The sequence below is a fragment of the Spirosoma arcticum genome (assembly GCF_054779955.1).
The window spans coordinates 398,875-418,702 of sequence record NZ_BAAGXG010000002.1 but is presented as its reverse complement, the minus strand read 5'-3'; the positions used below and the strand labels follow the sequence as shown (position 1 = coordinate 418,702).

The 19,828-nt window shown below is 50.2% G+C and carries 31 protein-coding genes; 2 read left to right on the top strand and 29 right to left on the bottom strand.

Going from position 1 to position 19,828, the window contains the following annotated elements; all coding sequences use genetic code 11:
* Window positions 1-13: 13 nt before the first annotated feature.
* The 24 genes from rplO to ACYVHB_RS06110 form a co-directional block, all read right to left on the bottom strand.
* Entirely contained in the window at window positions 14-490 is a 477-nt protein-coding gene (rplO, locus tag ACYVHB_RS06225) for a 50S ribosomal protein L15 (RefSeq protein ID WP_461050629.1), read from the bottom strand.
* Window positions 491-573: 83 nt separating this feature from the next.
* Window positions 574-753 (bottom strand): 50S ribosomal protein L30, encoded by a 180-nt coding sequence (gene rpmD / locus ACYVHB_RS06220; protein WP_461050627.1) that lies wholly within the window; start codon window positions 751-753, stop codon window positions 574-576.
* A 15-nt stretch (window positions 754-768) separates the two neighbouring features.
* Entirely contained in the window at window positions 769-1,287 is a 519-nt protein-coding gene (rpsE, locus tag ACYVHB_RS06215) for a 30S ribosomal protein S5 (protein WP_461050625.1), read from the bottom strand.
* Window positions 1,288-1,290: 3 nt separating this feature from the next.
* Window positions 1,291-1,641, bottom strand: coding sequence for a 50S ribosomal protein L18 (gene rplR / locus ACYVHB_RS06210; protein ID WP_461050623.1), 351 nt, complete (start codon window positions 1,639-1,641; stop codon window positions 1,291-1,293).
* A gap of 35 nt (window positions 1,642-1,676) precedes the next feature.
* A complete protein-coding gene (gene rplF / locus ACYVHB_RS06205; protein WP_461050621.1) occupies window positions 1,677-2,234 on the bottom strand; it encodes a 50S ribosomal protein L6 in 558 nt (185 codons plus the stop codon).
* A gap of 13 nt (window positions 2,235-2,247) precedes the next feature.
* Window positions 2,248-2,646, bottom strand: coding sequence for a 30S ribosomal protein S8 (gene rpsH, locus ACYVHB_RS06200; protein ID WP_461050619.1), 399 nt, complete (start codon window positions 2,644-2,646; stop codon window positions 2,248-2,250).
* Between the two features lie 90 nt (window positions 2,647-2,736).
* On the bottom strand, window positions 2,737-3,006 hold the full coding sequence (rpsN, locus tag ACYVHB_RS06195; protein ID WP_461050617.1) for a 30S ribosomal protein S14: 270 nt from the start codon (window positions 3,004-3,006) through the stop codon (window positions 2,737-2,739).
* Window positions 3,007-3,029: 23 nt separating this feature from the next.
* Window positions 3,030-3,584 (bottom strand): 50S ribosomal protein L5, encoded by a 555-nt coding sequence (gene rplE / locus ACYVHB_RS06190; RefSeq protein WP_461050615.1) that lies wholly within the window; start codon window positions 3,582-3,584, stop codon window positions 3,030-3,032.
* 20 nt (window positions 3,585-3,604) lie between these two features.
* Window positions 3,605-3,967 (bottom strand): 50S ribosomal protein L24, encoded by a 363-nt coding sequence (gene rplX, locus ACYVHB_RS06185; RefSeq protein ID WP_461050613.1) that lies wholly within the window; start codon window positions 3,965-3,967, stop codon window positions 3,605-3,607.
* Window positions 3,968-3,970: 3 nt separating this feature from the next.
* Complete coding sequence (gene rplN, locus ACYVHB_RS06180; protein WP_461050611.1) at window positions 3,971-4,339, bottom strand: 50S ribosomal protein L14; 369 nt, start codon at window positions 4,337-4,339, stop codon at window positions 3,971-3,973.
* Between the two features lie 3 nt (window positions 4,340-4,342).
* On the bottom strand, window positions 4,343-4,630 hold the full coding sequence (gene rpsQ / locus ACYVHB_RS06175; protein WP_461051032.1) for a 30S ribosomal protein S17: 288 nt from the start codon (window positions 4,628-4,630) through the stop codon (window positions 4,343-4,345).
* Window positions 4,631-4,761: 131 nt separating this feature from the next.
* On the bottom strand, window positions 4,762-4,968 hold the full coding sequence (gene rpmC / locus ACYVHB_RS06170) for a 50S ribosomal protein L29 (protein WP_461050610.1): 207 nt from the start codon (window positions 4,966-4,968) through the stop codon (window positions 4,762-4,764).
* 21 nt (window positions 4,969-4,989) lie between these two features.
* The gene (gene rplP, locus ACYVHB_RS06165) at window positions 4,990-5,421 is read right to left on the bottom strand and encodes a 50S ribosomal protein L16 (protein WP_461050608.1); all 432 of its coding nucleotides are present in this window, start codon (window positions 5,419-5,421) and stop codon (window positions 4,990-4,992) included.
* Window positions 5,422-5,526: 105 nt separating this feature from the next.
* On the bottom strand, window positions 5,527-6,450 hold the full coding sequence (rpsC, locus tag ACYVHB_RS06160; RefSeq protein ID WP_461050606.1) for a 30S ribosomal protein S3: 924 nt from the start codon (window positions 6,448-6,450) through the stop codon (window positions 5,527-5,529).
* A 6-nt stretch (window positions 6,451-6,456) separates the two neighbouring features.
* On the bottom strand, window positions 6,457-6,846 hold the full coding sequence (gene rplV / locus ACYVHB_RS06155) for a 50S ribosomal protein L22 (protein ID WP_461050604.1): 390 nt from the start codon (window positions 6,844-6,846) through the stop codon (window positions 6,457-6,459).
* Window positions 6,847-6,930: 84 nt separating this feature from the next.
* The gene (rpsS, locus tag ACYVHB_RS06150) at window positions 6,931-7,209 is read right to left on the bottom strand and encodes a 30S ribosomal protein S19 (protein WP_018618700.1); all 279 of its coding nucleotides are present in this window, start codon (window positions 7,207-7,209) and stop codon (window positions 6,931-6,933) included.
* A gap of 9 nt (window positions 7,210-7,218) precedes the next feature.
* Window positions 7,219-8,043, bottom strand: a complete 825-nt coding sequence (rplB, locus tag ACYVHB_RS06145) for a 50S ribosomal protein L2 (protein WP_461050602.1) — start codon at window positions 8,041-8,043, stop codon at window positions 7,219-7,221.
* A gap of 31 nt (window positions 8,044-8,074) precedes the next feature.
* Window positions 8,075-8,362: a 50S ribosomal protein L23 gene (gene rplW / locus ACYVHB_RS06140; RefSeq protein ID WP_080238282.1), complete on the bottom strand. Its 288-nt coding sequence runs from the start codon at window positions 8,360-8,362 to the stop codon at window positions 8,075-8,077.
* Window positions 8,363-8,366: 4 nt separating this feature from the next.
* Window positions 8,367-8,996, bottom strand: coding sequence for a 50S ribosomal protein L4 (gene rplD / locus ACYVHB_RS06135; RefSeq protein WP_461050600.1), 630 nt, complete (start codon window positions 8,994-8,996; stop codon window positions 8,367-8,369).
* A 3-nt stretch (window positions 8,997-8,999) separates the two neighbouring features.
* Entirely contained in the window at window positions 9,000-9,620 is a 621-nt protein-coding gene (gene rplC / locus ACYVHB_RS06130; RefSeq protein ID WP_461050599.1) for a 50S ribosomal protein L3, read from the bottom strand.
* Between the two features lie 324 nt (window positions 9,621-9,944).
* Entirely contained in the window at window positions 9,945-11,000 is a 1,056-nt protein-coding gene (locus tag ACYVHB_RS06125) for a hypothetical protein (RefSeq protein WP_461050597.1), read from the bottom strand.
* 157 nt (window positions 11,001-11,157) lie between these two features.
* On the bottom strand, window positions 11,158-12,558 hold the full coding sequence (lpdA, locus tag ACYVHB_RS06120; protein WP_461050595.1) for a dihydrolipoyl dehydrogenase: 1,401 nt from the start codon (window positions 12,556-12,558) through the stop codon (window positions 11,158-11,160).
* Window positions 12,559-12,672: 114 nt separating this feature from the next.
* Window positions 12,673-13,014, bottom strand: coding sequence for a PIN domain-containing protein (locus ACYVHB_RS06115; protein WP_461050593.1), 342 nt, complete (start codon window positions 13,012-13,014; stop codon window positions 12,673-12,675).
* On the bottom strand, window positions 12,989-13,234 hold the full coding sequence (locus ACYVHB_RS06110) for a hypothetical protein (protein WP_461050591.1): 246 nt from the start codon (window positions 13,232-13,234) through the stop codon (window positions 12,989-12,991). Before ACYVHB_RS06110 ends, ACYVHB_RS06115 begins: the two co-directional genes overlap by 26 nt.
* 143 nt (window positions 13,235-13,377) lie before the next feature.
* Between ACYVHB_RS06110 and prfB the strand changes: the two genes are divergently transcribed.
* Together prfB and ACYVHB_RS06100 are read left to right on the top strand one after the other, a co-directional pair.
* Window positions 13,378-14,455, top strand: a protein-coding gene (prfB, locus tag ACYVHB_RS06105; protein WP_461050590.1) for a peptide chain release factor 2 whose coding sequence is annotated in 2 segments (ribosomal slippage) — window positions 13,378-13,437 and window positions 13,439-14,455 — 1,077 coding nt in all. Because the reading frame shifts where the segments join, the coding sequence is not laid out codon by codon here.
* Between the two features lie 154 nt (window positions 14,456-14,609).
* A complete protein-coding gene (locus ACYVHB_RS06100) occupies window positions 14,610-15,242 on the top strand; it encodes an SGNH/GDSL hydrolase family protein (protein WP_461051031.1) in 633 nt (210 codons plus the stop codon).
* A 4-nt stretch (window positions 15,243-15,246) separates the two neighbouring features.
* Here ACYVHB_RS06100 and ACYVHB_RS06095 read toward each other — a convergent pair whose 3' ends face one another.
* From ACYVHB_RS06095 to ACYVHB_RS06075, 5 genes are all read right to left on the bottom strand, one after another.
* The gene (locus ACYVHB_RS06095; RefSeq protein WP_461050588.1) at window positions 15,247-15,942 is read right to left on the bottom strand and encodes a DUF2306 domain-containing protein; all 696 of its coding nucleotides are present in this window, start codon (window positions 15,940-15,942) and stop codon (window positions 15,247-15,249) included.
* Window positions 15,943-16,135: 193 nt separating this feature from the next.
* Entirely contained in the window at window positions 16,136-17,059 is a 924-nt protein-coding gene (locus ACYVHB_RS06090; protein ID WP_461050586.1) for a LytR/AlgR family response regulator transcription factor, read from the bottom strand.
* 74 nt (window positions 17,060-17,133) lie between these two features.
* Entirely contained in the window at window positions 17,134-17,757 is a 624-nt protein-coding gene (locus ACYVHB_RS06085; RefSeq protein WP_461050584.1) for a rhomboid family intramembrane serine protease, read from the bottom strand.
* A 91-nt stretch (window positions 17,758-17,848) separates the two neighbouring features.
* Window positions 17,849-18,820 (bottom strand): polyprenyl synthetase family protein, encoded by a 972-nt coding sequence (locus ACYVHB_RS06080; protein ID WP_461050582.1) that lies wholly within the window; start codon window positions 18,818-18,820, stop codon window positions 17,849-17,851.
* Between the two features lie 63 nt (window positions 18,821-18,883).
* Window positions 18,884-19,711, bottom strand: a complete 828-nt coding sequence (locus ACYVHB_RS06075) for a hypothetical protein (protein ID WP_461050580.1) — start codon at window positions 19,709-19,711, stop codon at window positions 18,884-18,886.
* Between the last annotated feature and the right edge of the window lie 117 nt (window positions 19,712-19,828).

The following is a 19,828-nucleotide window of genomic DNA, read 5'->3' as shown; positions in this document are numbered from 1 at the left end:
CGTGCTCACTCGTTTAGTTCGCTGCTTCTTCTTTGACTTTCCGTTCAGGCACAACCGCCTTACCACCCGCTTTTTCAATTGCTTCTTTAGCACTAACGGAAAAAGCGTGGGCATGAATTTCAACGGCTGCCGTCAGTTCACCGCGACTCAGCACCTTTACCAAGTCCTTACGGCTAACCAGTCCGTGGGCGAGCATAAAATCCATATCTACTACCGTTGCGTTGGTTTCATCAACCAGAGCCTGAATAGCATCCAAGTTCAGGGGTTTGTATTCAATGCGGTTAATGTTTTTGAAGCCGAATTTTGGCACACGACGCTGCAATGGCATTTGACCACCCTCGAAGTGTGTCTTGCGGCTATACCCTGAACGCGACTGCGCTCCTTTGTGGCCCCGCGTGGATGTTCCACCCATGCCTGAGCCTTGCCCGCGTCCGACTCGCTTGCGCTCTCTGACGGAACCTTTTGCCGGTCTAAGGTTGCTTAAGTTCATTAGTCAATAATTAAAAAAGTTGTATTTTTTAACCTTCAGGTCCATAGTACAGGCACCTGAAAGCTAAAAGGATCGCAAAATTACTAAATTTCTTCGACCTTCACTAAATGCTGCACTTTAACAAGCGCACCTTTCAATGAATCGTTATATTCGCGCTCGACGCTACGGTTAATTTTGCCCAAACCAAGCGATTTGATAGCGTTCTTCTGTGTTTGTGGACGGTCAATAGTGCTTCTGACCTGCGTAATTCGTACCAATGCCATGTCTGTTGCTGTTTATTAGCCGTTAAACACTTTCGCTAAACTAATCTGACGCTGAAACGCTACTTGATGAGGTAGACGCATTTTGAGCAGAGCAGCCAACGTTGCTTTTACCACATTGTGCGGGTTTGACGATCCTTTTGACTTCGCCAGAATATCACGAACACCAGCCGACTCCAGTACGGCACGCATAGCACCACCGGCAATTAGGCCCGTACCCGGAGCAGCTGGTTTAAGCAGAACAAAGCCTCCACTAAATTTCCCTTCCATTTCATGGGGAACCGTGTGCTTCAGGAGAGGAATCTGAACCAAGTTCTTCTTGGCATCTTCTACGCCTTTAGCAATAGCATCAGTTACTTCGTTCGCTTTGCCTAAGCCGTAGCCGACAACACCATTTCCATCGCCAACAACGACAATTGCCGAAAAACTGAATCGGCGGCCACCCTTTACTACCTTCGCCACACGATTGATGGCCACCACCTTTTCTTTCAGGTCGGCTTCGTTAAATTTCGTCGGTCTTGCTGAGTTGATATTCATCGTTTAGAACTTAAGGCCTCCCTCGCGGGCTGCTTCGGCCAATGCTTTTACTTTACCATGGTATAAGTAGCCATTACGGTCGAATACGACTGAGTCAATATTCTTGGCAACCGCTTTCTCCGCCAGCCTTTGTCCGACTTTCTTCGCCGTCTCAAGGTTGTTCCCTTCTATCTCACTCTTTAACTCAATCGAGGAAGCAGCCGCCAGCGTATTGCCAGCAACATCGTCGATGAGTTGCGCGTAGATTGCCGTGTTTGAACGAAAAACTGACAGACGGGGCCGTTCAGCCGTACCTGAGAGCTTAGCCCGGATACTAAATTTGATCCGCTGTCTTCTTGATAGTTTGTTTGCCATGTTATTTGATTCCGACCAAATAGGCGATTATTAGTTTACTTTTTCGACGAAGATTTACCAGCTTTCCGGCGAACCTGCTCACCAATGAAGCGAATACCTTTGCCTTTGTATGGTTCGACTTTACGCAACGAACGAATCTTAGCCGCTACATCACCAAGGAGTTGCTTGTCTGACCCCTCCAGCGATACTTTCGGGTTTTGGCCTTTTTCAGTAATGGCTGTTACTTTAATTTCTGTTGGAACCGCCAGATACACGTTGTGCGAGTAACCAAGTTGCAGTTCGAGAACATTGTTGGCAACCGATGCTTTGTAACCAACGCCGATTACCTCAAGATCAAGCTTAAAACCTTCGCTAACGCCCACAACCATGTTACTTACCAGTGACCGGTACAGACCATGCAGTGCTTTATGGCGCTTCTGTTCAGTTGGGCGCGATACTTGAATCTGCCCTTCTTCGATGGCCACTGATATGTCAGGATCTACCGTTTGAAACAGCGTTCCTTTAGGCCCCTTAACCGTCACGACGTTCTGGTCGTCAACGGACAGCGTTACATTGCTGGGTAGGGCAATTGGTTTCTTACCTATGCGTGACATCGTTCAGTTCGGATTAATAGACGTAACATAATACCTCACCACCTACGTTCAGCACCTTGGCTTCTTTGTCTGTCATCACGCCTTTGGAAGTCGAGATAATAGCTACACCTAAGCCGTTCAGAATACGCGGCAAATTATCGGCACCCCGATATTGGCGCAGACCCGGGCGGCTAATGCGCTGTAGGTCAACGATAGCCGGTTGCTTCGTCGTCGGATTATACTTCAGCGCAATTTTGATGGTGCCCTGCGGTGTACTGTCATCGAACTTGTAGTTCTGTATGTACCCTTTTTCGTACAATACCTTGGTTAACTCTTTTTTTATGTTGGAAGCAGGAATCTCCACAACCCGGTGTTTAGCCCGGATAGCGTTTCTGACACGTGTCAGGAAATCTGCTATTGGATCTGTAGTCATTCTGAGCGTTGCGTTACTTGCGAATAGCTGATTTACAGAAAGTTCGCAAAATTACGGAAACTGAATATAATGATGTAATATTGACTGGACCTACCAGCTTGACTTGGTTACGCCCGGAATTTTACCCGCCGATGCCATTTCACGGAATGTTACTCGTGAAATGCCAAACTTACGCATATACCCCCGTGGTCGACCTGTCAAGCTACAACGGTTGTGCAGGCGAACAGGTGATGCATTTTTAGGCAACTTGTCCAGACCGATATAATCACCAGCTGCCTTCAGGGCTGCCCGCTTGGTTGCATACTTAGCCACCATTGCTTCGCGTTTCCGCTCCCGTGCTTTAATTGATTCTTTTGCCATTGTCTTAGCGCTTCTATCGGTTGTTATTTACCGCCTTTTGAAAACGGCATACCCATTGCTTTTAGCAGCTCATAGCTTTCATTATCGGTCTTAGCGGTCGTCACAAATGTGATGTCCATTCCCGAAATACGAGCTACTTTATCGATGCTGATTTCTGGAAAAATAATCTGCTCCTGCACACCAAATGTGTAGTTACCCCGACCATCAAAGCCTTTATCACTAATGCCTTTGAAATCCCGAACACGGGGTAGCGACACCGCCGTCAGCCGATCAAGAAACTCATACATCTTTACACCACGCAACGTCACTTTCGCACCAATGGGCATTTTCTCCCGTAGCTTGAAATTAGAAACGGCCTTTTTCGACATTGTCGGAACGGCTTTTTGCCCGGTGATAATTGTCAATTCCTCGACACCCACGTCGACCAACTTCTTGTCGGCCACAGCAGCTCCAATTCCTTTGTTGATGACAATTTTGCTCAGACGCGGCACTTGCATGATCGACTTATACTGAAATTTGTCCTTCAACTGAGGAACAATCTCACTTACGTATTTTTCTTTGAGTCTTGGCGTTGCCATTTTGTTAGACTTTTCTGGTGTTACTTACGGATGACAACGTCAGGAATGAAATTGCCCGTCTTCTTTGAGAAGCGCTGCAACTTGCCTTTGTCGTTTTCCTTACGACCCGTGCGGGTAGGTTCGCCAGTGGCAGGATCAACCAACTTCAAATTACTGATGTGGATTGAACCTTCTGTTTTCTCCAACTTTCCCTGCGGATTGGAAGCCGTCGGTTTCATGTGCTTGGTAATCATGGCAACGCCCTCAACACGAGCACGATCTTTCTCCACGATAACTTCTTGCACAACACCGCGCTTGCCTTTCGAGTTACCACCAATCACGACGACCATATCGCCCGTCTTGATGTGAAACTTGTGTTTCGGAAGCGTTACTTTCTTTTCCATTGCTTACAATACCTCCGGGGCTAACGATACAATTTTCATAAACTGCTTCTCGCGCAATTCGCGGGCTACGGGTCCGAAAATCCGGGTGCCGCGCGGCTCATCGTTTGCATTCAGTAACACGGCGGCATTGTCTTCAAACCGGATATAAGAACCGTCTTTGCGACGAATTTCTTTTTTAGTCCGAACGACAACGGCTTTTGATACCGTGCCTTTTTTCATACTGCTGGATGATAAGGCCTGTTTCACGGTGACGACGATCTTATCACCAACCGATGCATACCGTTTGCCCGTACCACCCAAGACGCGAATAACGAGCACTTCCTTAGCACCACTGTTATCGGCTACGCCTAACCTTGATTCTTGCTGTAGCATGGCTTACTTGGCCTTTTCGATGATTTCGATTAATCTCCAACGTTTGTTCTTACTCAGCGGGCGGGTTTCCATGACACGTACTGTGTCACCGATACCACACTCATTTTTCTCGTCATGAACCGTCAGTTTTTTGGTCTTGTTCATGAACTTGCCATACATCGGGTGCTTCACCTTGCGATCAATTGCTACAGTGATAGTCTTCTGCATTTTGTTGCTTGTAACCCGCCCAATCCGCTCCTTCCGGGCGTTCCGTCCTGATTCCGTTTCAGCGTCTGTTGATGGAGCAGCCACTGCAGTAGCCTGCGGCTGTTCTGACGTTTCGGCAACGAGCGTTTCTGTTACCGGCTGCGGTGCTTCTACATTTGCCGGAGTTGATAGTTCTTCCTGCGGTGCTGGTGCTTGTTGCTCTTCCATTGTCGTATCTATTGGGCTTGTGCCGATTTAGTCGTCAGTTCCGTATGCAGTGTAAGCAGACGAGCAACCCGTTTACGGCTCTCACGGATGCGCATTGGATTCTCAATAGGAGATACCGCATGAGCAAAACGTAATTTCAGCAGGCGATCCTGTTCAGCACCGATCTCGGTACGAATCTCATCGGCCGACAATCCTTTTAAATCTTCTTTTTTCATCTTATTCGTCGCTTAGAAAAACTATTCGTCGACTTGCTCTTGATAATCGCGCCGAACTACAAACTTGGTTCGAACCGGCAACTTTTGAGCAGCTAAGCGTAGCGCTTCCATTCCTGTTGCCAAATCAACGCCCGTTGTCTCGAACATGATAGTACCGGGCTTTACTACGGCGACCCAGTACTCAGGGGCACCTTTACCTTTACCCATCCTAACCTCAGCCGGTTTTTTGGTAATCGGCTTATCGGGGAAAATACGAATCCAAACCTGGCCTTCGCGTTTCATAGCCCGCGTAACGGAAATACGGGCAGCTTCAATCTGGCGGGCCGTAATCCGACCCGGCTCCAGCGATTTGATACCGAACGTACCAAAGGCGATCTCGTGACCGCGCGATGCGATGCCAGGAATTCTGCCTTTGTGCTGCTTGCGGAATTTGGTTCTTTTTGGCTGTAACACAGTCGTAAGTCTATTTTATATTTCTGAGTTTTCCAGTGTTTATGTGTTTCTGATGATCTTCATTGACCAGATTTATGTACTGAAACACTCAAAAACTCGGTTACTTTATCGTCTTGGCCCGCCACCGCCACCGCCACGATTACCCCCTGGGGCACCGCCACGATTGCCGCCCTGACCGCCCCCGCGGTTGCCACCTTGGCCACCCGGAGCACCACCGCGATTGCCACCCTGGCCACCACCACCACGGTTACCACCTCGGTCGTTACCGCCCCGGCCACCCCGGTCGCCACCTTCACGGTCGCCACGAGGACCACCCCGACGGTCGCCCCGGTCGCCTGCACCACTGGTAGTGCGTTCGCCCGCCTGCGCCTGCGTCATCATAGCAGCTGGCGACAAGTCACGCTTACCATATACTTCACCCTTAAAAATCCACACTTTAATGCCGATTTTGCCATATACAGTTTGTGCTTCTGATAGGGCGTAATCAATATCAGCACGCAACGTATGGAGAGGCACCCGGCCTTCTTTGTATTGCTCTGAGCGGGCAATCTCTGCACCACCCAACCGACCCGACACTTTTACTTTAATTCCCTGCGCCCCCACCCGAACAGCCGACTGAATGGCCTGTTTCATAGCACGCCGGAACGAGATACGCGCTTGTAGCTGCTGAGCGATTGCTTCACCAACGAGTTTAGCATCGATTTCGGGCCGCTTAATCTCGAAAATATTGATCTGGACGTCTTTGCCCGTAATCTTCTTTAATTCTTCTTTAATCTTGTCGACTTCGCCACCGCCTTTACCAATCACAATACCCGGACGAGCAGTGTGAATTGTTAGTGTAACACGCTTGAGAGTGCGCTCGATCACAACCCGCGCAATGGCTCCTTTCGGAATACGGGCCGCGATGTACTTCCTGATTTTTTCGTCTTCAACGAGTTTATCTGCAAACTCCTTGCCGCCGTACCAGCTCGATTCCCAGCCCCGCACAATGCCAAGTCGCAGGCCAATCGGATTTATTTTTTGTCCCATTTGCTATTACTCGTTTTCAGAGGGTTGGGTGGTTGCTTCGTCTAACACCTGTTGGGCCGCGCTGTCAACCACAATTGTGATATGATTCGAACGTTTCCGAATCCGGTGGCCGCGACCTTGGGGAGCCGGACGCAAACGCTTTAGCATCGGACCACCATCCACAAAGATCGTTTTGATATACAGGTCCGCGTCTTCGATACGCTCGTCTTCGTTCTTTTGCTGCCAGTTGGCAACAGCCGACAGCAGCACTTTCTGCAACGTGGCGGCACCAGCCTGTGGCTGGTATTTCAAGAGTCCCAACGCCCGGCTGACGCGCTGACCACGAATTAGGTCGGCGACCAACCGCATCTTACGGGGCGACGTGGGCACATCATTAAGTCTTGCTACTGCTTCCATGTTTCTTATAGTCGTTAGTCATCAGTCAGTAGTCGTTAGTGGCTTGTCAATACTAACGACTGACCCACTATCGACTGGCGACTATTAACGTTTGCCCTTGTCTTTTTTTGCTGTGTGACCCCGGAAGTTCCGCGTTGGAGAGAATTCGCCGAGCTTGTGACCGACCATGTTCTCGGTGACGTACACCGGAATGAACTTATTGCCGTTGTGTACAGCAAACGTGTGGCCTACGAAATCCGGCGAAATCATCGAGCGACGCGACCAGGTTTTGATGACCGATTTCTTACCCGAATCGTTCTGCGTCTGAACCTTATTGTCCAGCCGAAAATCAATGTATGGGCCTTTTTTGAGTGAACGTGCCATTTATATCGGTTACTTTTTGCGTCGGCTAATAATCATGCTTTCAGATGCCTTGTTCTTCTTGCGGGTCTTCTGACCTTTGGCAAACTGGCCATTGCGTGAGCGGGGGTGTCCACCGGATGCCCGGCCTTCGCCACCACCCATCGGGTGATCGACTGGGTTCATTACCACGGCCCGGACGCGGGGACGAATACCTAACCAACGATTCCGGCCGGCTTTACCCACCACGACGTTCATATGGTCGGCATTCGATACCGAACCCACCGTCGCCATACCCGCGCTGAGTACCCGGCGGGTTTCACCCGACGGCAACCGCAGGATAGCGTACTTATCCTCGCGACCGACTAATTGCGCATACGTACCAGCCGAACGGGCCATCGAGCCACCCTTACCCGGCGTCAGTTCGATGTTATGAACGATGGTACCAATCGGCATAGCGTTCAGCGGCATAGCGTTACCCACATCGGGCGTTGAGCCAGCACCGGATTGAATCGTTTGTCCGACTACAATGCCCTGAGGAGCAATAATGTAGCGTTTTTCGCCATCGCCATACTGTACTAAAGAAATACGGGCGGTGCGGTTTGGATCATATTCTACAGTCAGAACTTCGGCGGGTTGGCCGACTTTATCGCGCTTAAAGTCAATAATGCGGTAATGCCGCTTGTGACCTCCACCAATGTAGCGCATAGTACGGTGGCCTTCGTTGTTCCGGCCACCGGATCTTTTAATGGGCTCCAGCAGGCTCTTCTCCGGCTTGGAAGCTGTTATTTCCGCAAAGTCGGGTGCTACGCGGAAGCGTGTACCCGGCGTTATCGGTCTCATTTTTTTAACACCCATGACTGATTAATTGATGAGAGCAATGCTCGGTTTACAGGTCAGCGTAGATATCGATTACTTCGCCTTCCGCCACCGTTACAATTGCCTTTTTGGTGGTTGGGGTCTTGCCCGTGACAACACGTCCGTTGATGTTTTTGCTACGCTTTTTGCCCAGTTGCCGCATCGTATGAACCGCTTCAACGTTAACACCGTACATTTTTTCGACGGCTTTCACGATCTCAAGCTTGTTTGCTTTCAGTTCGACCTCAAAAGCATACTTTCCCAGCTTGTTCAGGCCCGTCATCTTCTCCGTGACAATTGGTCGTTTCAGTACGTTCATGATCTTACTTATCAAATATCGTTTGAAGGTTTGACAGCGCTTCTTCACTGATCAGTACCTGATCGGCGTTCATCAGATCGTAGGTATTGACCTGCCAGGCCGTCGTTACTTTGGTCTTCTGTATATTCCGGCTCGACAGTACAACATTCAGATTAACCTCGGGCAGAATCAGCAGCGTTTTGCGGCCCGTCAGGTTCATATCGTTCAGGAACTGAATATAGTCCTTCGTACGGGGGGCTTCGAGCTTGATGTTATCAATTACCGAAATCCTGCTGGCCTGCGCTTTTACAGCTAAAGCCGATTTGCGAGCCAGTGATTTTACTTTCTTATTGAGCTTAAAGCTATAGTCGCGGGGGCGTGGTCCGAAAATCCGGCCACCACCAACAAACACCGGCGATTTAGCGCTACCAGCGCGGGCACCGCCCGTACCTTTTTGTTTTTTCAGTTTGCGGGTCGAGTGAGCGTTTTCAGCCCGTTCTTTCGCTTTGTGCGTTCCTTGCCGTTGGTTGGCTAAGTATTGTTTCACGTCGAGATAAATCGCGTGTTGATTCGGCTGGATACCGAACACGTCTTCCGGCAGCGTGACCTTTTTGCCTGTGTCCTCGCCCTTGCTGTTATATACGATTACTTCCATGGCCTATTTCTCAATAATAACGTATGAATTTTTGGCTCCTGGAACCGAACCACTAACAACGAGCAGGTTTTGCTCGGGCATCACGCGCAGAATACGCAGGTTTTGCACCTTTACTCGGTTACCACCCATCCGGCCTGCCATACGCAGTCCTTTGAACACGCGCGAGGGGAACGAACAGGCACCAATAGAACCTGGCGCACGACCCCGGTTGTGCTGACCGTGGGTTTGACCACCAACACCGGCAAATCCGTGACGCTTTACAACGCCCTGGAAACCGCGTCCTTTAGCTGTTCCAACTACATCAACAAACTCCTCTTCGCTGAATACATCGGCAACCGTGAGTGTTTCACCCAAACTCAACTCTTTCTCAAATTCTTTAAATTCGACGAGTTTACGCTTAGGCGTAGTGCCAGCCTTTTTGAAGTGGCCCATCTCCGGTTTGTTGCTGTGCTTTTCTTTCTTTTCGCCGAAACCCAGTTGCACAGCCGTGTAGCCATCTTTCTCAACGCTACGGACTTGGGTAACGACACAGGGACCTGTTTGAATCACTGTACATGCCAGAGCCTGCCCGTCCGCATTGTACACGCTGGTCATCCCGATTTTCTTGCCAATTAAACCAGACATTTGTGTTTGTTTAAAGTAAGCAGGTAATTAAAATACGCTTTCCCGACTCTGAATCGGGCCGCAAAGGTAGGCAGTTTTTCAGACGAATCCTATATCTGCTTATCAATCAGGCCCATTGAACGACATAGAAAAAGGTCGGGCGCACAGCACCTGACCTTCAGCAGCAGACAATATCCAGTAAGGCAGGATTTGTTTGCCAAAAAGTCAGGTGTGGTTTCTGCCGGGTCACGTAGACCGTAGCGGACCTTCACCCTCGTATGTCGTTGTAATGTACTCCGAGTTTGGGAGTGCAAAAGTAGGGAATAGTCAGGAGAAATAGAAAATTTATTTTGACGAAGTTTGAGCAGGTGTTCGACGCAGCCACTCCATCCAGTCCTTGGCAACCTCATCACCCCGGTAAACTTTATCGATTATTTTTCCGAACGTATCGCGCTTCATCTGGAAAAATTGATGGTCGTGATCATAATACGGTTTCAGGGTCAGATTCTTTTTCCCGTGGGCGATGAATTCTAAGGGCAGCGTATCTAAACTCGGAGCCATTTCCTTGTCTGCCGTTCCATAAGCGATATACAACGGGGTATTAATCTTGAGTAAATTGGGTAGCGTTGGCTGAGAGAATGAGTACCAGGCCCGGTACGTATCGCCAAATGACTTGTCTACGGAATCTGGGTTTTTACAGATGTCCTCCCAAATCAGGTACATCTTATCAATTTGTTCCTGTCCCTCCTTGGGTGTCATTTCGCCTTTTTCTACGCGTTCACGAAATTGTTGTGTCATTACTTCAAACCGCCGACCCTGTTTTCCTGAGAGCAGAATGGTATGTGTAATGCTCTTATTTCGGTTACCTACTAAATCGGCACCAACAGTAAAGCCTTCGGAGCCACCACAAAACACAACTTTTTTCGACTCAATCCACGGTTGTTCGACGAGGTAGTTAATGACCTTGTCGCATTGGTCAACGTAGCGTTCGAGGTAATTATTGGCTAAGTATTTCTTGCTAATGAACTTCTCCGGCGGGTTCGGCTGACTAATCGCTTTTGCGTACTCGTTGTAAAATGTTGTATCGACGACCAGCCGAACACCCGGCTTTTGAATCATTACAAAATGGTACTCGTCTTTGTAATCGCGAAAATGAAAGGGCGTAGCTACGTAATATTTGTCGCCAACCAAGTGAATGAATGGAGCCGGTTGAGACCCTTGGCGAAACAGGAACAGCGGCTTTTTTATCTTCAAATCTGCTTTAATCCCAAATACAATGAACGTGGTTGTGTCTTTGCCGTCGGGCAGGTGGAAGATTTGGCAGAGGTCCTCCAGCCGAGTAGTTTGGGCAGTGGCTTGGGAACTGACCCAAATAAGTGCGAGAAGCAACACTCTTTTCATGATGCCTGGTTGTTATGTCAGGCAAATCAGCAATCTTTTCTGGACGAGAACAAGGCGTTTAACGTTTGTTGAGGTTTTTTAACAAAACTGCCGCCAGTCCAGAACTCATTCATTCCAGACTGGCGGCAGTCACTACTTATGAATCTACAAATTTCAATTACAAGTGAATCGCTTCGCCATAAGCGGCTTCGGTAGCGTCTTTAATAGCTTCCGACATGGTTGGATGTGGGTGAACGGTTTTCAGAATCTCTTCGCCAGTCGTTTCCAACGCACGGGCGGCAACCACCTCAGCGATCATTTCTGTTACGTTCGTACCAATGAGGTGCGCCCCTAAAAACTCACCGTACTTGGCATCAAAAATGACTTTTACGAAGCCTTCCGGTACGCCACCGGCTTTGGCTTTGCCCGATGCGGTGAACGGAAACTTCCCAACTTTAAGCTCATAACCAGCTTCGCGGGCGGCTTTTTCAGTGTAACCAACCGACGCAATTTCGGGCGTGCAATACGTACAACCCGGAATGTTGTTATAATTCAACGGCTGAACGTGCGGCTGCCCGGCTATCTTCTCGACGCAGATGATGGCTTCGGCGGAGGCTACGTGCGCCAGGGCCTGTCCTTTGGTTACGTCACCAATAGCGTAATAGCCTTCAATGTTAGTCCGGTAGTAATTGTCAGTTACGATCTTGCCCTTATCGACCATGATGCCGACCTCTTCCAAACCGATGTTTTCTATATTGGCGACCACACCCGCTGCCGACAGCACAATCTCGGCGTCGAATGTCTTTTCCCCGTCCGGCGTTTTCACGTACACTTTACAGCCGTTGCCACTGGTGTCCACCTTTGTCACTTCCGACTTGGTGTAAATATCGACACCCATCTTCTTGTACTGCTTGGCGAGTTCTTTGGAAATATCCTCGTCTTCAACAGGTACGACATTAGGCAGAAACTCGATGATTGTCACTTTCGTGCCCATGCTGGCGTAGACGTAAGCGAACTCGACGCCAATGGCTCCCGAACCGATGATGAGCATGGTTTCGGGCCGCTTTTCAAGCGTCATCGCCTTGCGGTATTCGATTACCTTCTCGCCATCGATTGGAACGGCTGGCAGTTGACGGGCGCGACCTCCGGTGGCAATGATAATGTGCTTAGCTTCGTAATCGGTGACTCTGCCATCAGCACCCGTCACCTCTACTTTCTTACCCGGTTTCACCTTACCAACACCAGACAGCACGTCAATTTTGTTCTTCTTCATCAAAAACTGAACGCCCTTACTCATACTGTCGGCCACGCCCCGGCTCCGTTTAATGACGGCTCCGAAATCGGCTTTCGACTCACCCGAAATAGTGATGCCATAGTCGTTGGCGTGTTTAATGTATTCAAAAACCTGCGCCGATTTGAGCAGGGCTTTGGTGGGAATACAGCCCCAGTTTAAACAAATACCGCCGAGGCTTTCGCGCTCGACAACGGCCGTTTTCATACCCAATTGCGAAGCCCGGATGGCCGCTACGTAGCCGCCCGGCCCGCTACCAACAACGATCAAATCGTACGGTGATGCCATTTTTTATGAACAATGAAAAATGTAGAATGAGAAATGCGTTCCGGCGTACCGGTTACGAATGATGCCCTTGTTTATGAAACACAAAGGTAGAATGAAAAGTTGGGACGCACCGGACTACGCCAAATCCGAAATCTCATGGATAAGATTGTAAACTTGCATTAGGCCGAGGTAGATGGGGACGATGGGGTTGTCGGAAGGTAAGACGGTGAACTGAGATAGAAAGGAAGTTTGGTCACCTGACTGAAGCACAATGCCAATTTGCCTGCTTTGCTGCAACGAACGGGGAGATTTACCACCGTTATTACCCAACCAGTGATACATATACTCATTAAGAACCGCCGAATTGATACGCAGCCCATCCGGCATAGTGGCCACCAGATGATCCAATAACTCAGTCTTGTTATTCTTGGCGTATTCAGTAAGTATTGAGCTATCGAGAACAAGGTTGCTGATCATACACGTCGTACTTGTCCACCTGATAGCCTGAGTTTTTCATCGATCCTTTAAACTTCTGAATAATTTCCAGACGCGAAGGTTTATCCGGTTCTGTCTGCTTATCAGACAAAGACCGCACAATAACCTCAACTTCGGCTTTATCGACGCCTTCGGGCAAGTCGATGACCAACTGCTGGTTGCCCCGCTCAATCGTTTTAAAGTAATGCTGCACCGCTTCCATAGTCCAGTCGTTTTCTGACAAATATAGTCCTTCCCCGGAAACAACAGCCCCCGCCCGTTTTGTTCTATCTTTGCAGCCCAAACCGGAGCAGGAGAACTATCGCTCCGGCGAACCGTTCTAATAAACCAACACACGACAAGTTCATGACAACTGACCAGTTGACCGACTTGAGGACCAGAGTAGAGGCCCTGAGGAGGTATCTTTGACTACGATACGAAAAAAGAGCAATTAGCTCAACTCGAACAACAAACGTTTCAGCCCGAGTTCTGGACCGACGCAGCCCGCGCCGAGGGCGTGATGAAACAGGTACGCGGCCTGAAAGGATGGACCACTGGCTACGAGAAACTCAACAGCCAGTTTGGCGACCTCGAAACGCTGTTCGAGTTCTACGAAGCAGGTGAGGTTCTGGAGGAAGAAGTTGATGCCGAAGGCCAGAACGTGTCGGCCACGCTCGAAGACCTCGAACTCAAGAAAATGCTCGGTAATGAGGAGGATCAGCTCAGCGCGGTGATCGAAATCAACGCGGGCGCGGGTGGTACCGAAAGCCAGGACTGGGCCGAGATGCTCTACCGAATGTACATGCGCTGGGCCGAAAAACACGGCTACGGCCTGAAGCAAGTTGACTACCAGGATGGTGACACCGCCGGCATTAAGTCGGCAACGATTGAAGTGGATGGCCCGCTGGCATACGGTTTCCTGAAATCCGAAAACGGCGTTCATCGGTTAGTGCGTATTTCGCCGTTTGATTCTAACGCCCGCCGACACACGTCTTTCGCGTCGGTGTACGCTTATCCGCTGGTCGATGATACGATTGAGATTGAGGTTAATCCAGCCGATATTGACTGGGATACCTTCCGATCGGGCGGAGCGGGTGGCCAGAACGTTAACAAAGTAGAGACGGCTGTGCGGCTTAAGCACAAGCCATCGGGCTTGATTATCGAGTGCCAGCAGGAACGGAGTCAGTTGATGAACAAAGAAGTGGCCATGCGGCTGCTCAAATCCAAGCTGTACGAAATTGAAGTGCAGAAACGCAACGCGGCCCGTGCGGAGGTGGAAGCCAGTAAGCAGAAGATCGAATGGGGGTCGCAGATTCGCTCCTACGTGCTGGACGACCGGCGGGTGAAAGACCACCGCACCGGTTACCAGACATCGAATACCGAAGCGGTACTCGACGGCGACATTGACCCGTTTATCAAAGCGTTTCTGCTGGAACAGGAATAAGTGACTGCGTATGTAGGTGTTTGGGTATGTAAGCGTATGAGACGAATCTGGACGGAGGCTACAAACGTAAGCACCTCCGTATCCAGAACTAAATACGTTGAAACTCGCCCTCCTGCTCAGTTCCCTCTTACTCACCTGCGCTCAACCCGCTGACATGATTACGAATCCCGATGCCGCTGACTATACGTTTTCGTACTTGGCGCTCGGTGATTCCTATACCATTGGTGAAAGCGTTGATGCGTCGGCGCGGTGGCCGGTACAGCTCGCCGGGCTGTTGCGGCAGGACGGTATTGACGTAGCCGACCCGGATATAATCGCCAAAACGGGCTGGACAACCTCCGAACTCCAGGATGCAATTGGAAACAGCGGTAATCAGAAAACATACGGCCTTGTCTCGTTGCTGATTGGTGTTAATAATCAATACCGGGGTCAAAGCCAGGATCGCTACCGAACTGAGTTCCAGGCGTTGTTGCGAAGAGCCATCCAGTTTGCTAGGGGCAAAACTAACCATGTGTTCGTGCTGTCGATTCCCGATTGGGGCGTTTCGCCTTTTGCAAGAGACCGTGACCAAAAAGAGATCGCTACCGAAATCGATTCGTTCAATGCCATTGCGCGGGACGAATGCCAGAAAGCAGGCGTCGCTTACGTAGACATCATGCCCCTCTCGCGCAAAGTGGCTGGCGACGATTCGCACTTTACTTCTGATGGGTTACACTATTCCGGGAAACAGATGCGAGAGTGGGCTGAGCAGGCCTTGCCCGTGGTCAAAGACCTGCTAAAAAAGTAGTAAATCAGGCGACGGTCGGCTTCGACAAATTAAACTTAACAATGTAGTAGCGCACCGTCCGCCCAATGAGCATGCCCCCAACCAGCGATGGAGCAATCCAGAGCAGCGTAGCAATCCATTCGGGTGAGCCAGCGGGTGCGATCCGACCAATGTTGGTGACGATAGCCGCCGTAAATGTGGCGATGTAGGCCCCGCCCATCCGGGTGAAATGTTGGAAGAACCAGTGCATTTTTTGGGTTGGTCGCTTCATCAACTGAATGTCTCGCCGGGCAAACACGAACGTCAACCCGCCGAAGAAAGCAAACACGATCGGGAAAAATGATGTGCCATACGTAACGAGCAAATACATTCCGTAGCTAATCATTACTACACTCACGGCCAGCGTCACGTAGGTTAGGCTTCGGTCAAACGTCGTAATCTGACCATTCTTTTGCTTTGTAGCCCGCCAGCCTGTTATGGTCAAATAAAAGCTGAATACGGCAATACCCGTTAAGAACAACCGCATCAGCTTGAACGGCTGCAACACGCACAGTAACAGGGCCGTTATGGCCACGGTAATCATGCAGTAGACGAATACCAGCCCAGCCCGTTTGTGAAGCACATTGCCCTTCTGGGCAAACATGGGGATTAGGCCAACCAGCAAGGCAATGCATCCGGTGACAATATGGACGATGAGCAGGGAGGTGATGAGCGTTTTCATGACTGTCTTTGGCTTGCGTTTCGATGACGTAAATGTAAGACGTCTGATTAGCCCGCGTCGATAGGAAGGGCCGGGTGGCACTGTTTGGGACGTTTGGCAACGAAATTGGGACGTTGGGACAAACGGCAAATGCCTTAACCGGCCCGCTGCATTCCCGATTGTTCAGGCTACCTTCTGGTATTAACGGCCGGAACTATGGCGTCAGTGATTTTAACTGAACAATCAGCCCGTCATTAAAACGCCGGGCTACCGGCACCTGAAATTGCCCCCCCAGTAGGTGCAGTTTGTAGCCTTGTGCGTTGCCCGTTACCCGCTCGACCCGATCAAGATTGACAATGTAAGACCGGTGACTGCGAACAATATGCGGCTGATTGATCTGACCCTCTAAACGGCTCAGGCTGCTGCGGAGAAGGGGCTTAACGGGCTGGTCAATTCCTGTTGCGTTGCTTTTAAGACAGACCACGGTAGAGTAATTGTCGCTCGATTCAATGAAAAGCAGGGTGTTGGCACGAAGAATCAACTTGTCTTTTTCGTTGTCGGCAACAAGGGTTAGCAGGGTATCTGGCGCGTCGTTGGCCCGAACCGTCGATACCCGCTCCTGAAGCCACGGCTCCCCCGGTGCCGACGGGGGTGAGTGGTGCGGTAATTCGGCCGCCACGCGCGAGTATCGGCGAAGTTGAACAATATAGCTGGTCAGCACCCCCCCCACCGTTGGAAACAGACCGATTATGAACGTCATCCCGATCATCGCCAACCAATCGTGCGCAATTGATGGCTCGCGTATCAACCAGCCCAAGTAGAGCCGATTGCCAATGGCAATGACGATAATGAATAAGAGCGTACGGACAATTTCGTGGCCAACGGTCCAGCGTTCGTTCGAGAAATAGCGGGGGAACAGAAGCGGCAGAATAAACGAGTCAGCAGTCAAGACGAAGAACGTGACCAAGCCAAAGCCCAGAATCTTCAGCGTCTTGGCGGGGGTTTGCCACTCATATAACCCGAACGGCTGAAATACGAGCAAAAAAAATCCAACGAAAGCGCCAATAAGAAAAGCCCTGATAAGCCACCGGCGTACCGACTCCTCGGTGGGGTAAGGCTGGCGGAGTAACCTGAGCATGATTAGCTAACGAACCGGTAATTCGTTGATTTCGATGCGGGTAGAAAGAAAGTTATCAGCAGTGCTGCACCTTGTCAGAATAGGCGCCACCCGGCAATTTGATCAATAAAATTCGGTAGTACCGGCGGATACGCGGCAATCACAAACAAAATGCCAAATAGGGCACCGTAAAAGTGTGCATCGTGGTTAACATTGCCCCGCCCCCGCTGGGCTTCGTAATACGAGTAACCCAGATACAAGCCACCGAAGATAAAACCAGGAATACCGATTGGAATAAACATCAAAGAAAGCTTTATGAGCGGGTAGAACATGATAGCCGCGAACAAAATAGATGATACGCCCCCTGATGCGCCCAATGAGTTGTAGCCAGGATCGTTGCGATGTTTCAGAAAACTCGGAATGTCGGATACCAGAATACCGACTAAGTAAAAGCCAATCAGATACACGGGTCCAGCGGCCCCAAATAGTTCAGCAAAAATCTGCTCGATTATGCCCCCAAAGGCGTACAGGCTAAACATGTTGAAAAACAAATGACCCCAGTCCGCGTGCAGAAATCCCGACGTAATGAGCCGATAGTATTGCCCCCGGCTGGCTACCTGATGCGGATTCATAATCCAGCGGTCCATCAGCAATGGGTTGTTCCAGGCTAATAGACTGATACCGACGGTTATGATTATAATAATCAGCGTGACGCTCATGTTTGATGGGTGATAGGTCGTTTTGTGTATGTATGTGTTTAAGTTTTCCTGACAACCAAACACTAAATACTTAAATACAAGCACTTACTTTTCAACTTTCCCGCTCGGCTAATTGACGGACAAATTCGATGAGAAGCGTTTTGCGATCAGGGTCAGCGTTAATCTGGTCGAAGCTGGAGAAACCCCGTGAGAAGTATTCGCCGATGCGGGTCTCCGTAATCTGACGGATCTGCAATTGCTCGTAGATGGCAGTGATCGACCGTACTTTCTGGGCTTTATCGGTGACGGGTTTGCTGAGCCAGCCGATCAACTCATCCCGGACGGGTCCTTTGGCCTGTTCGAGTGCTTCGATGAGCAGAAACGTTTTTTTGTTGGCCAGGATGTCACCCCCAACCTGCTTGCCAAACTTAGCCGGATCGCCATACACATCGAGCAGATCATCTTTCAACTGAAATCCGATACCAATGTTCACCCCTGCTTCATACAGATGCCGCGTCGTTACGGCGTCAGCCCCGGCAATCAGTCCACCAAGTTCAAGGGCGTAACCCAGCAAAACCGACGTTTTAAGCCGGATCATTTCAATGTACTCGGCCTCGGTTACATCCCAGCGCGTCTCGAAATTCATGTCTAACTGCTGCCCCTCACACACCTCGGCCGCCGTCCGGCTAAACCGGGTCATCACCGGCTTCAGCTTGTCGGTGTCAACAGTAAGTAGTAACTCATAAGCATTAACCAGCATAACGTCGCCCGACAGAATAGCAATGTTTTGATTCCATTTTTCATGCACGGTCAACTGGCCCCGGCGCAGCGGTGCCTGGTCCATGATGTCGTCATGCATAAGGGAAAAGTTGTGAAAAACCTCTACTCCCAGTGCAGGCTGAATGGCTATCTGCCAGTCGTCGGTGAACAGGTGAGTAGCCATCAGTGTCAGCAGCGGGCGCATTCGCTTGCCGCCAAGGCTCATGATATAGCGGATCGGATCGTAGAGTTCGGGCGGGTGCTGCCCATAGTTAGTAAGCTGAAGTTGGTTTTGAATAGCGTCAACAAACGTGGCAGGATTCATTCGGTATCGGGCGGCATTCCGCTGGGTTTTGCGCTCAAAAATAAGCCAAACGCCCTCAAAAGCCTAACGGCTGAACTGGCGTCGGTAATTACGCTGTCGGGGTGTAATGAGCGTATAGATGAGCCGGGCCGACACAATCAGATAGCCATCGTTCCGCTTGGGATTTCCTCGTTTGGCGCCGGCGGAATTAGGGGCGGTGCCAATCTCCATCCTCCGGTCCGACAAGGAAGCCGCTACGGGCGTCATACCGCTTCGGTCTGGATAAACCGTGCTCACGTCGTCGAGGTAGTCGCTCATAACATGTGTATACAGGCCTTCGATATTGCCCTTAAACCGGGTCATGCTGAACAGCGGCACGCCAACGCCGTACCGTAAGATCAGCGGTAACCGGTTGTACGTTATGTCTTCTGTATGGAGTGGTGCCAGGCTGTAGGTAGCGCCGGAATAAGTAGCTTTGGGCGTCATGTAGGTCAGTCCGAAACCGGCAACACCATAGGGAATGATCGTGTGGTTTCGGTCCTGAGACGGCCAGAAATCATACTGAACACCAACCGACAAATCGGGATTTAAGCTGCGAAACGATAAATTGTTGTATTCCAGATGGGTGTCTTTCTGGGTGCCCCGGATGTAATAAATCTGTACGTCGCCCCGCAAGGCGAGTTGGTCCGTTAAGCGATAAACAGTTGCAGCGCTTAGGGCCACACCCGTTTGTAGATGAGCCAGATTGAAACGCTCATTGAAGTCGCCGAGGTAGCGGGATGGCCCTGCGCCCACGTTCAACGACCAGGTGCCGGGTTTCTCCTGCCAGATAACCGACCGTTGTGCTGTTATGGGAGCAACCTTTACCAGCAAACACACCCCGGTAAGCAGAAACAATCTATAAAAATTCACAAAGTCAGTACGTTACGGTGTCTTCCGAGAGGAAATGTACTGACTGTATCAGACAAATAAAAGTGATGTTCAAGGTTAACTGTATTCAACTTTCTCGCTGCACAAACGGCAGTCAGT

What these genes read in the sequence shown, in the direction of transcription:
- rplO (WP_461050629.1), bottom strand. Translation starts at nt 490, where the DNA reads ATGAACTTAAGCAACCTTAGACCGGCAAAAGGTTCCGTCAGAGAGCGC.
- rpmD (WP_461050627.1), bottom strand. Translation starts at nt 753, where the DNA reads ATGGCATTGGTACGAATTACGCAGGTCAGAAGCACTATTGACCGTCCA.
- rpsE (WP_461050625.1), bottom strand. Translation starts at nt 1,287, where the DNA reads ATGAATATCAACTCAGCAAGACCGACGAAATTTAACGAAGCCGACCTG.
- rplR (WP_461050623.1), bottom strand. Translation starts at nt 1,641, where the DNA reads ATGGCAAACAAACTATCAAGAAGACAGCGGATCAAATTTAGTATCCGG.
- rplF (WP_461050621.1), bottom strand. Translation starts at nt 2,234, where the DNA reads ATGTCACGCATAGGTAAGAAACCAATTGCCCTACCCAGCAATGTAACG.
- rpsH (WP_461050619.1), bottom strand. Translation starts at nt 2,646, where the DNA reads ATGACTACAGATCCAATAGCAGATTTCCTGACACGTGTCAGAAACGCT.
- rpsN (WP_461050617.1), bottom strand. Translation starts at nt 3,006, where the DNA reads ATGGCAAAAGAATCAATTAAAGCACGGGAGCGGAAACGCGAAGCAATG.
- rplE (WP_461050615.1), bottom strand. Translation starts at nt 3,584, where the DNA reads ATGGCAACGCCAAGACTCAAAGAAAAATACGTAAGTGAGATTGTTCCT.
- rplX (WP_461050613.1), bottom strand. Translation starts at nt 3,967, where the DNA reads ATGGAAAAGAAAGTAACGCTTCCGAAACACAAGTTTCACATCAAGACG.
- rplN (WP_461050611.1), bottom strand. Translation starts at nt 4,339, where the DNA reads ATGCTACAGCAAGAATCAAGGTTAGGCGTAGCCGATAACAGTGGTGCT.
- rpmC (WP_461050610.1), bottom strand. Translation starts at nt 4,968, where the DNA reads ATGAAAAAAGAAGATTTAAAAGGATTGTCGGCCGATGAGATTCGTACC.
- rpsC (WP_461050606.1), bottom strand. Translation starts at nt 6,450, where the DNA reads ATGGGACAAAAAATAAATCCGATTGGCCTGCGACTTGGCATTGTGCGG.
- rplV (WP_461050604.1), bottom strand. Translation starts at nt 6,846, where the DNA reads ATGGAAGCAGTAGCAAGACTTAATGATGTGCCCACGTCGCCCCGTAAG.
- rpsS (WP_018618700.1), bottom strand. Translation starts at nt 7,209, where the DNA reads ATGGCACGTTCACTCAAAAAAGGCCCATACATTGATTTTCGGCTGGAC.
- rplB (WP_461050602.1), bottom strand. Translation starts at nt 8,043, where the DNA reads ATGGGTGTTAAAAAAATGAGACCGATAACGCCGGGTACACGCTTCCGC.
- rplW (WP_080238282.1), bottom strand. Translation starts at nt 8,362, where the DNA reads ATGAACGTACTGAAACGACCAATTGTCACGGAGAAGATGACGGGCCTG.
- rplD (WP_461050600.1), bottom strand. Translation starts at nt 8,996, where the DNA reads ATGGAAGTAATCGTATATAACAGCAAGGGCGAGGACACAGGCAAAAAG.
- rplC (WP_461050599.1), bottom strand. Translation starts at nt 9,620, where the DNA reads ATGTCTGGTTTAATTGGCAAGAAAATCGGGATGACCAGCGTGTACAAT.
- ACYVHB_RS06125 (WP_461050597.1), bottom strand. Translation starts at nt 11,000, where the DNA reads ATGAAAAGAGTGTTGCTTCTCGCACTTATTTGGGTCAGTTCCCAAGCC.
- lpdA (WP_461050595.1), bottom strand. Translation starts at nt 12,558, where the DNA reads ATGGCATCACCGTACGATTTGATCGTTGTTGGTAGCGGGCCGGGCGGC.
- ACYVHB_RS06115 (WP_461050593.1), bottom strand. Translation starts at nt 13,014, where the DNA reads ATGATCAGCAACCTTGTTCTCGATAGCTCAATACTTACTGAATACGCC.
- ACYVHB_RS06110 (WP_461050591.1), bottom strand. Translation starts at nt 13,234, where the DNA reads ATGGAAGCGGTGCAGCATTACTTTAAAACGATTGAGCGGGGCAACCAG.
- ACYVHB_RS06100 (WP_461051031.1), top strand. Translation starts at nt 14,610, where the DNA reads ATGATTACGAATCCCGATGCCGCTGACTATACGTTTTCGTACTTGGCG.
- ACYVHB_RS06095 (WP_461050588.1), bottom strand. Translation starts at nt 15,942, where the DNA reads ATGAAAACGCTCATCACCTCCCTGCTCATCGTCCATATTGTCACCGGA.
- ACYVHB_RS06090 (WP_461050586.1), bottom strand. Translation starts at nt 17,059, where the DNA reads ATGCTCAGGTTACTCCGCCAGCCTTACCCCACCGAGGAGTCGGTACGC.
- ACYVHB_RS06085 (WP_461050584.1), bottom strand. Translation starts at nt 17,757, where the DNA reads ATGAGCGTCACGCTGATTATTATAATCATAACCGTCGGTATCAGTCTA.
- ACYVHB_RS06080 (WP_461050582.1), bottom strand. Translation starts at nt 18,820, where the DNA reads ATGAATCCTGCCACGTTTGTTGACGCTATTCAAAACCAACTTCAGCTT.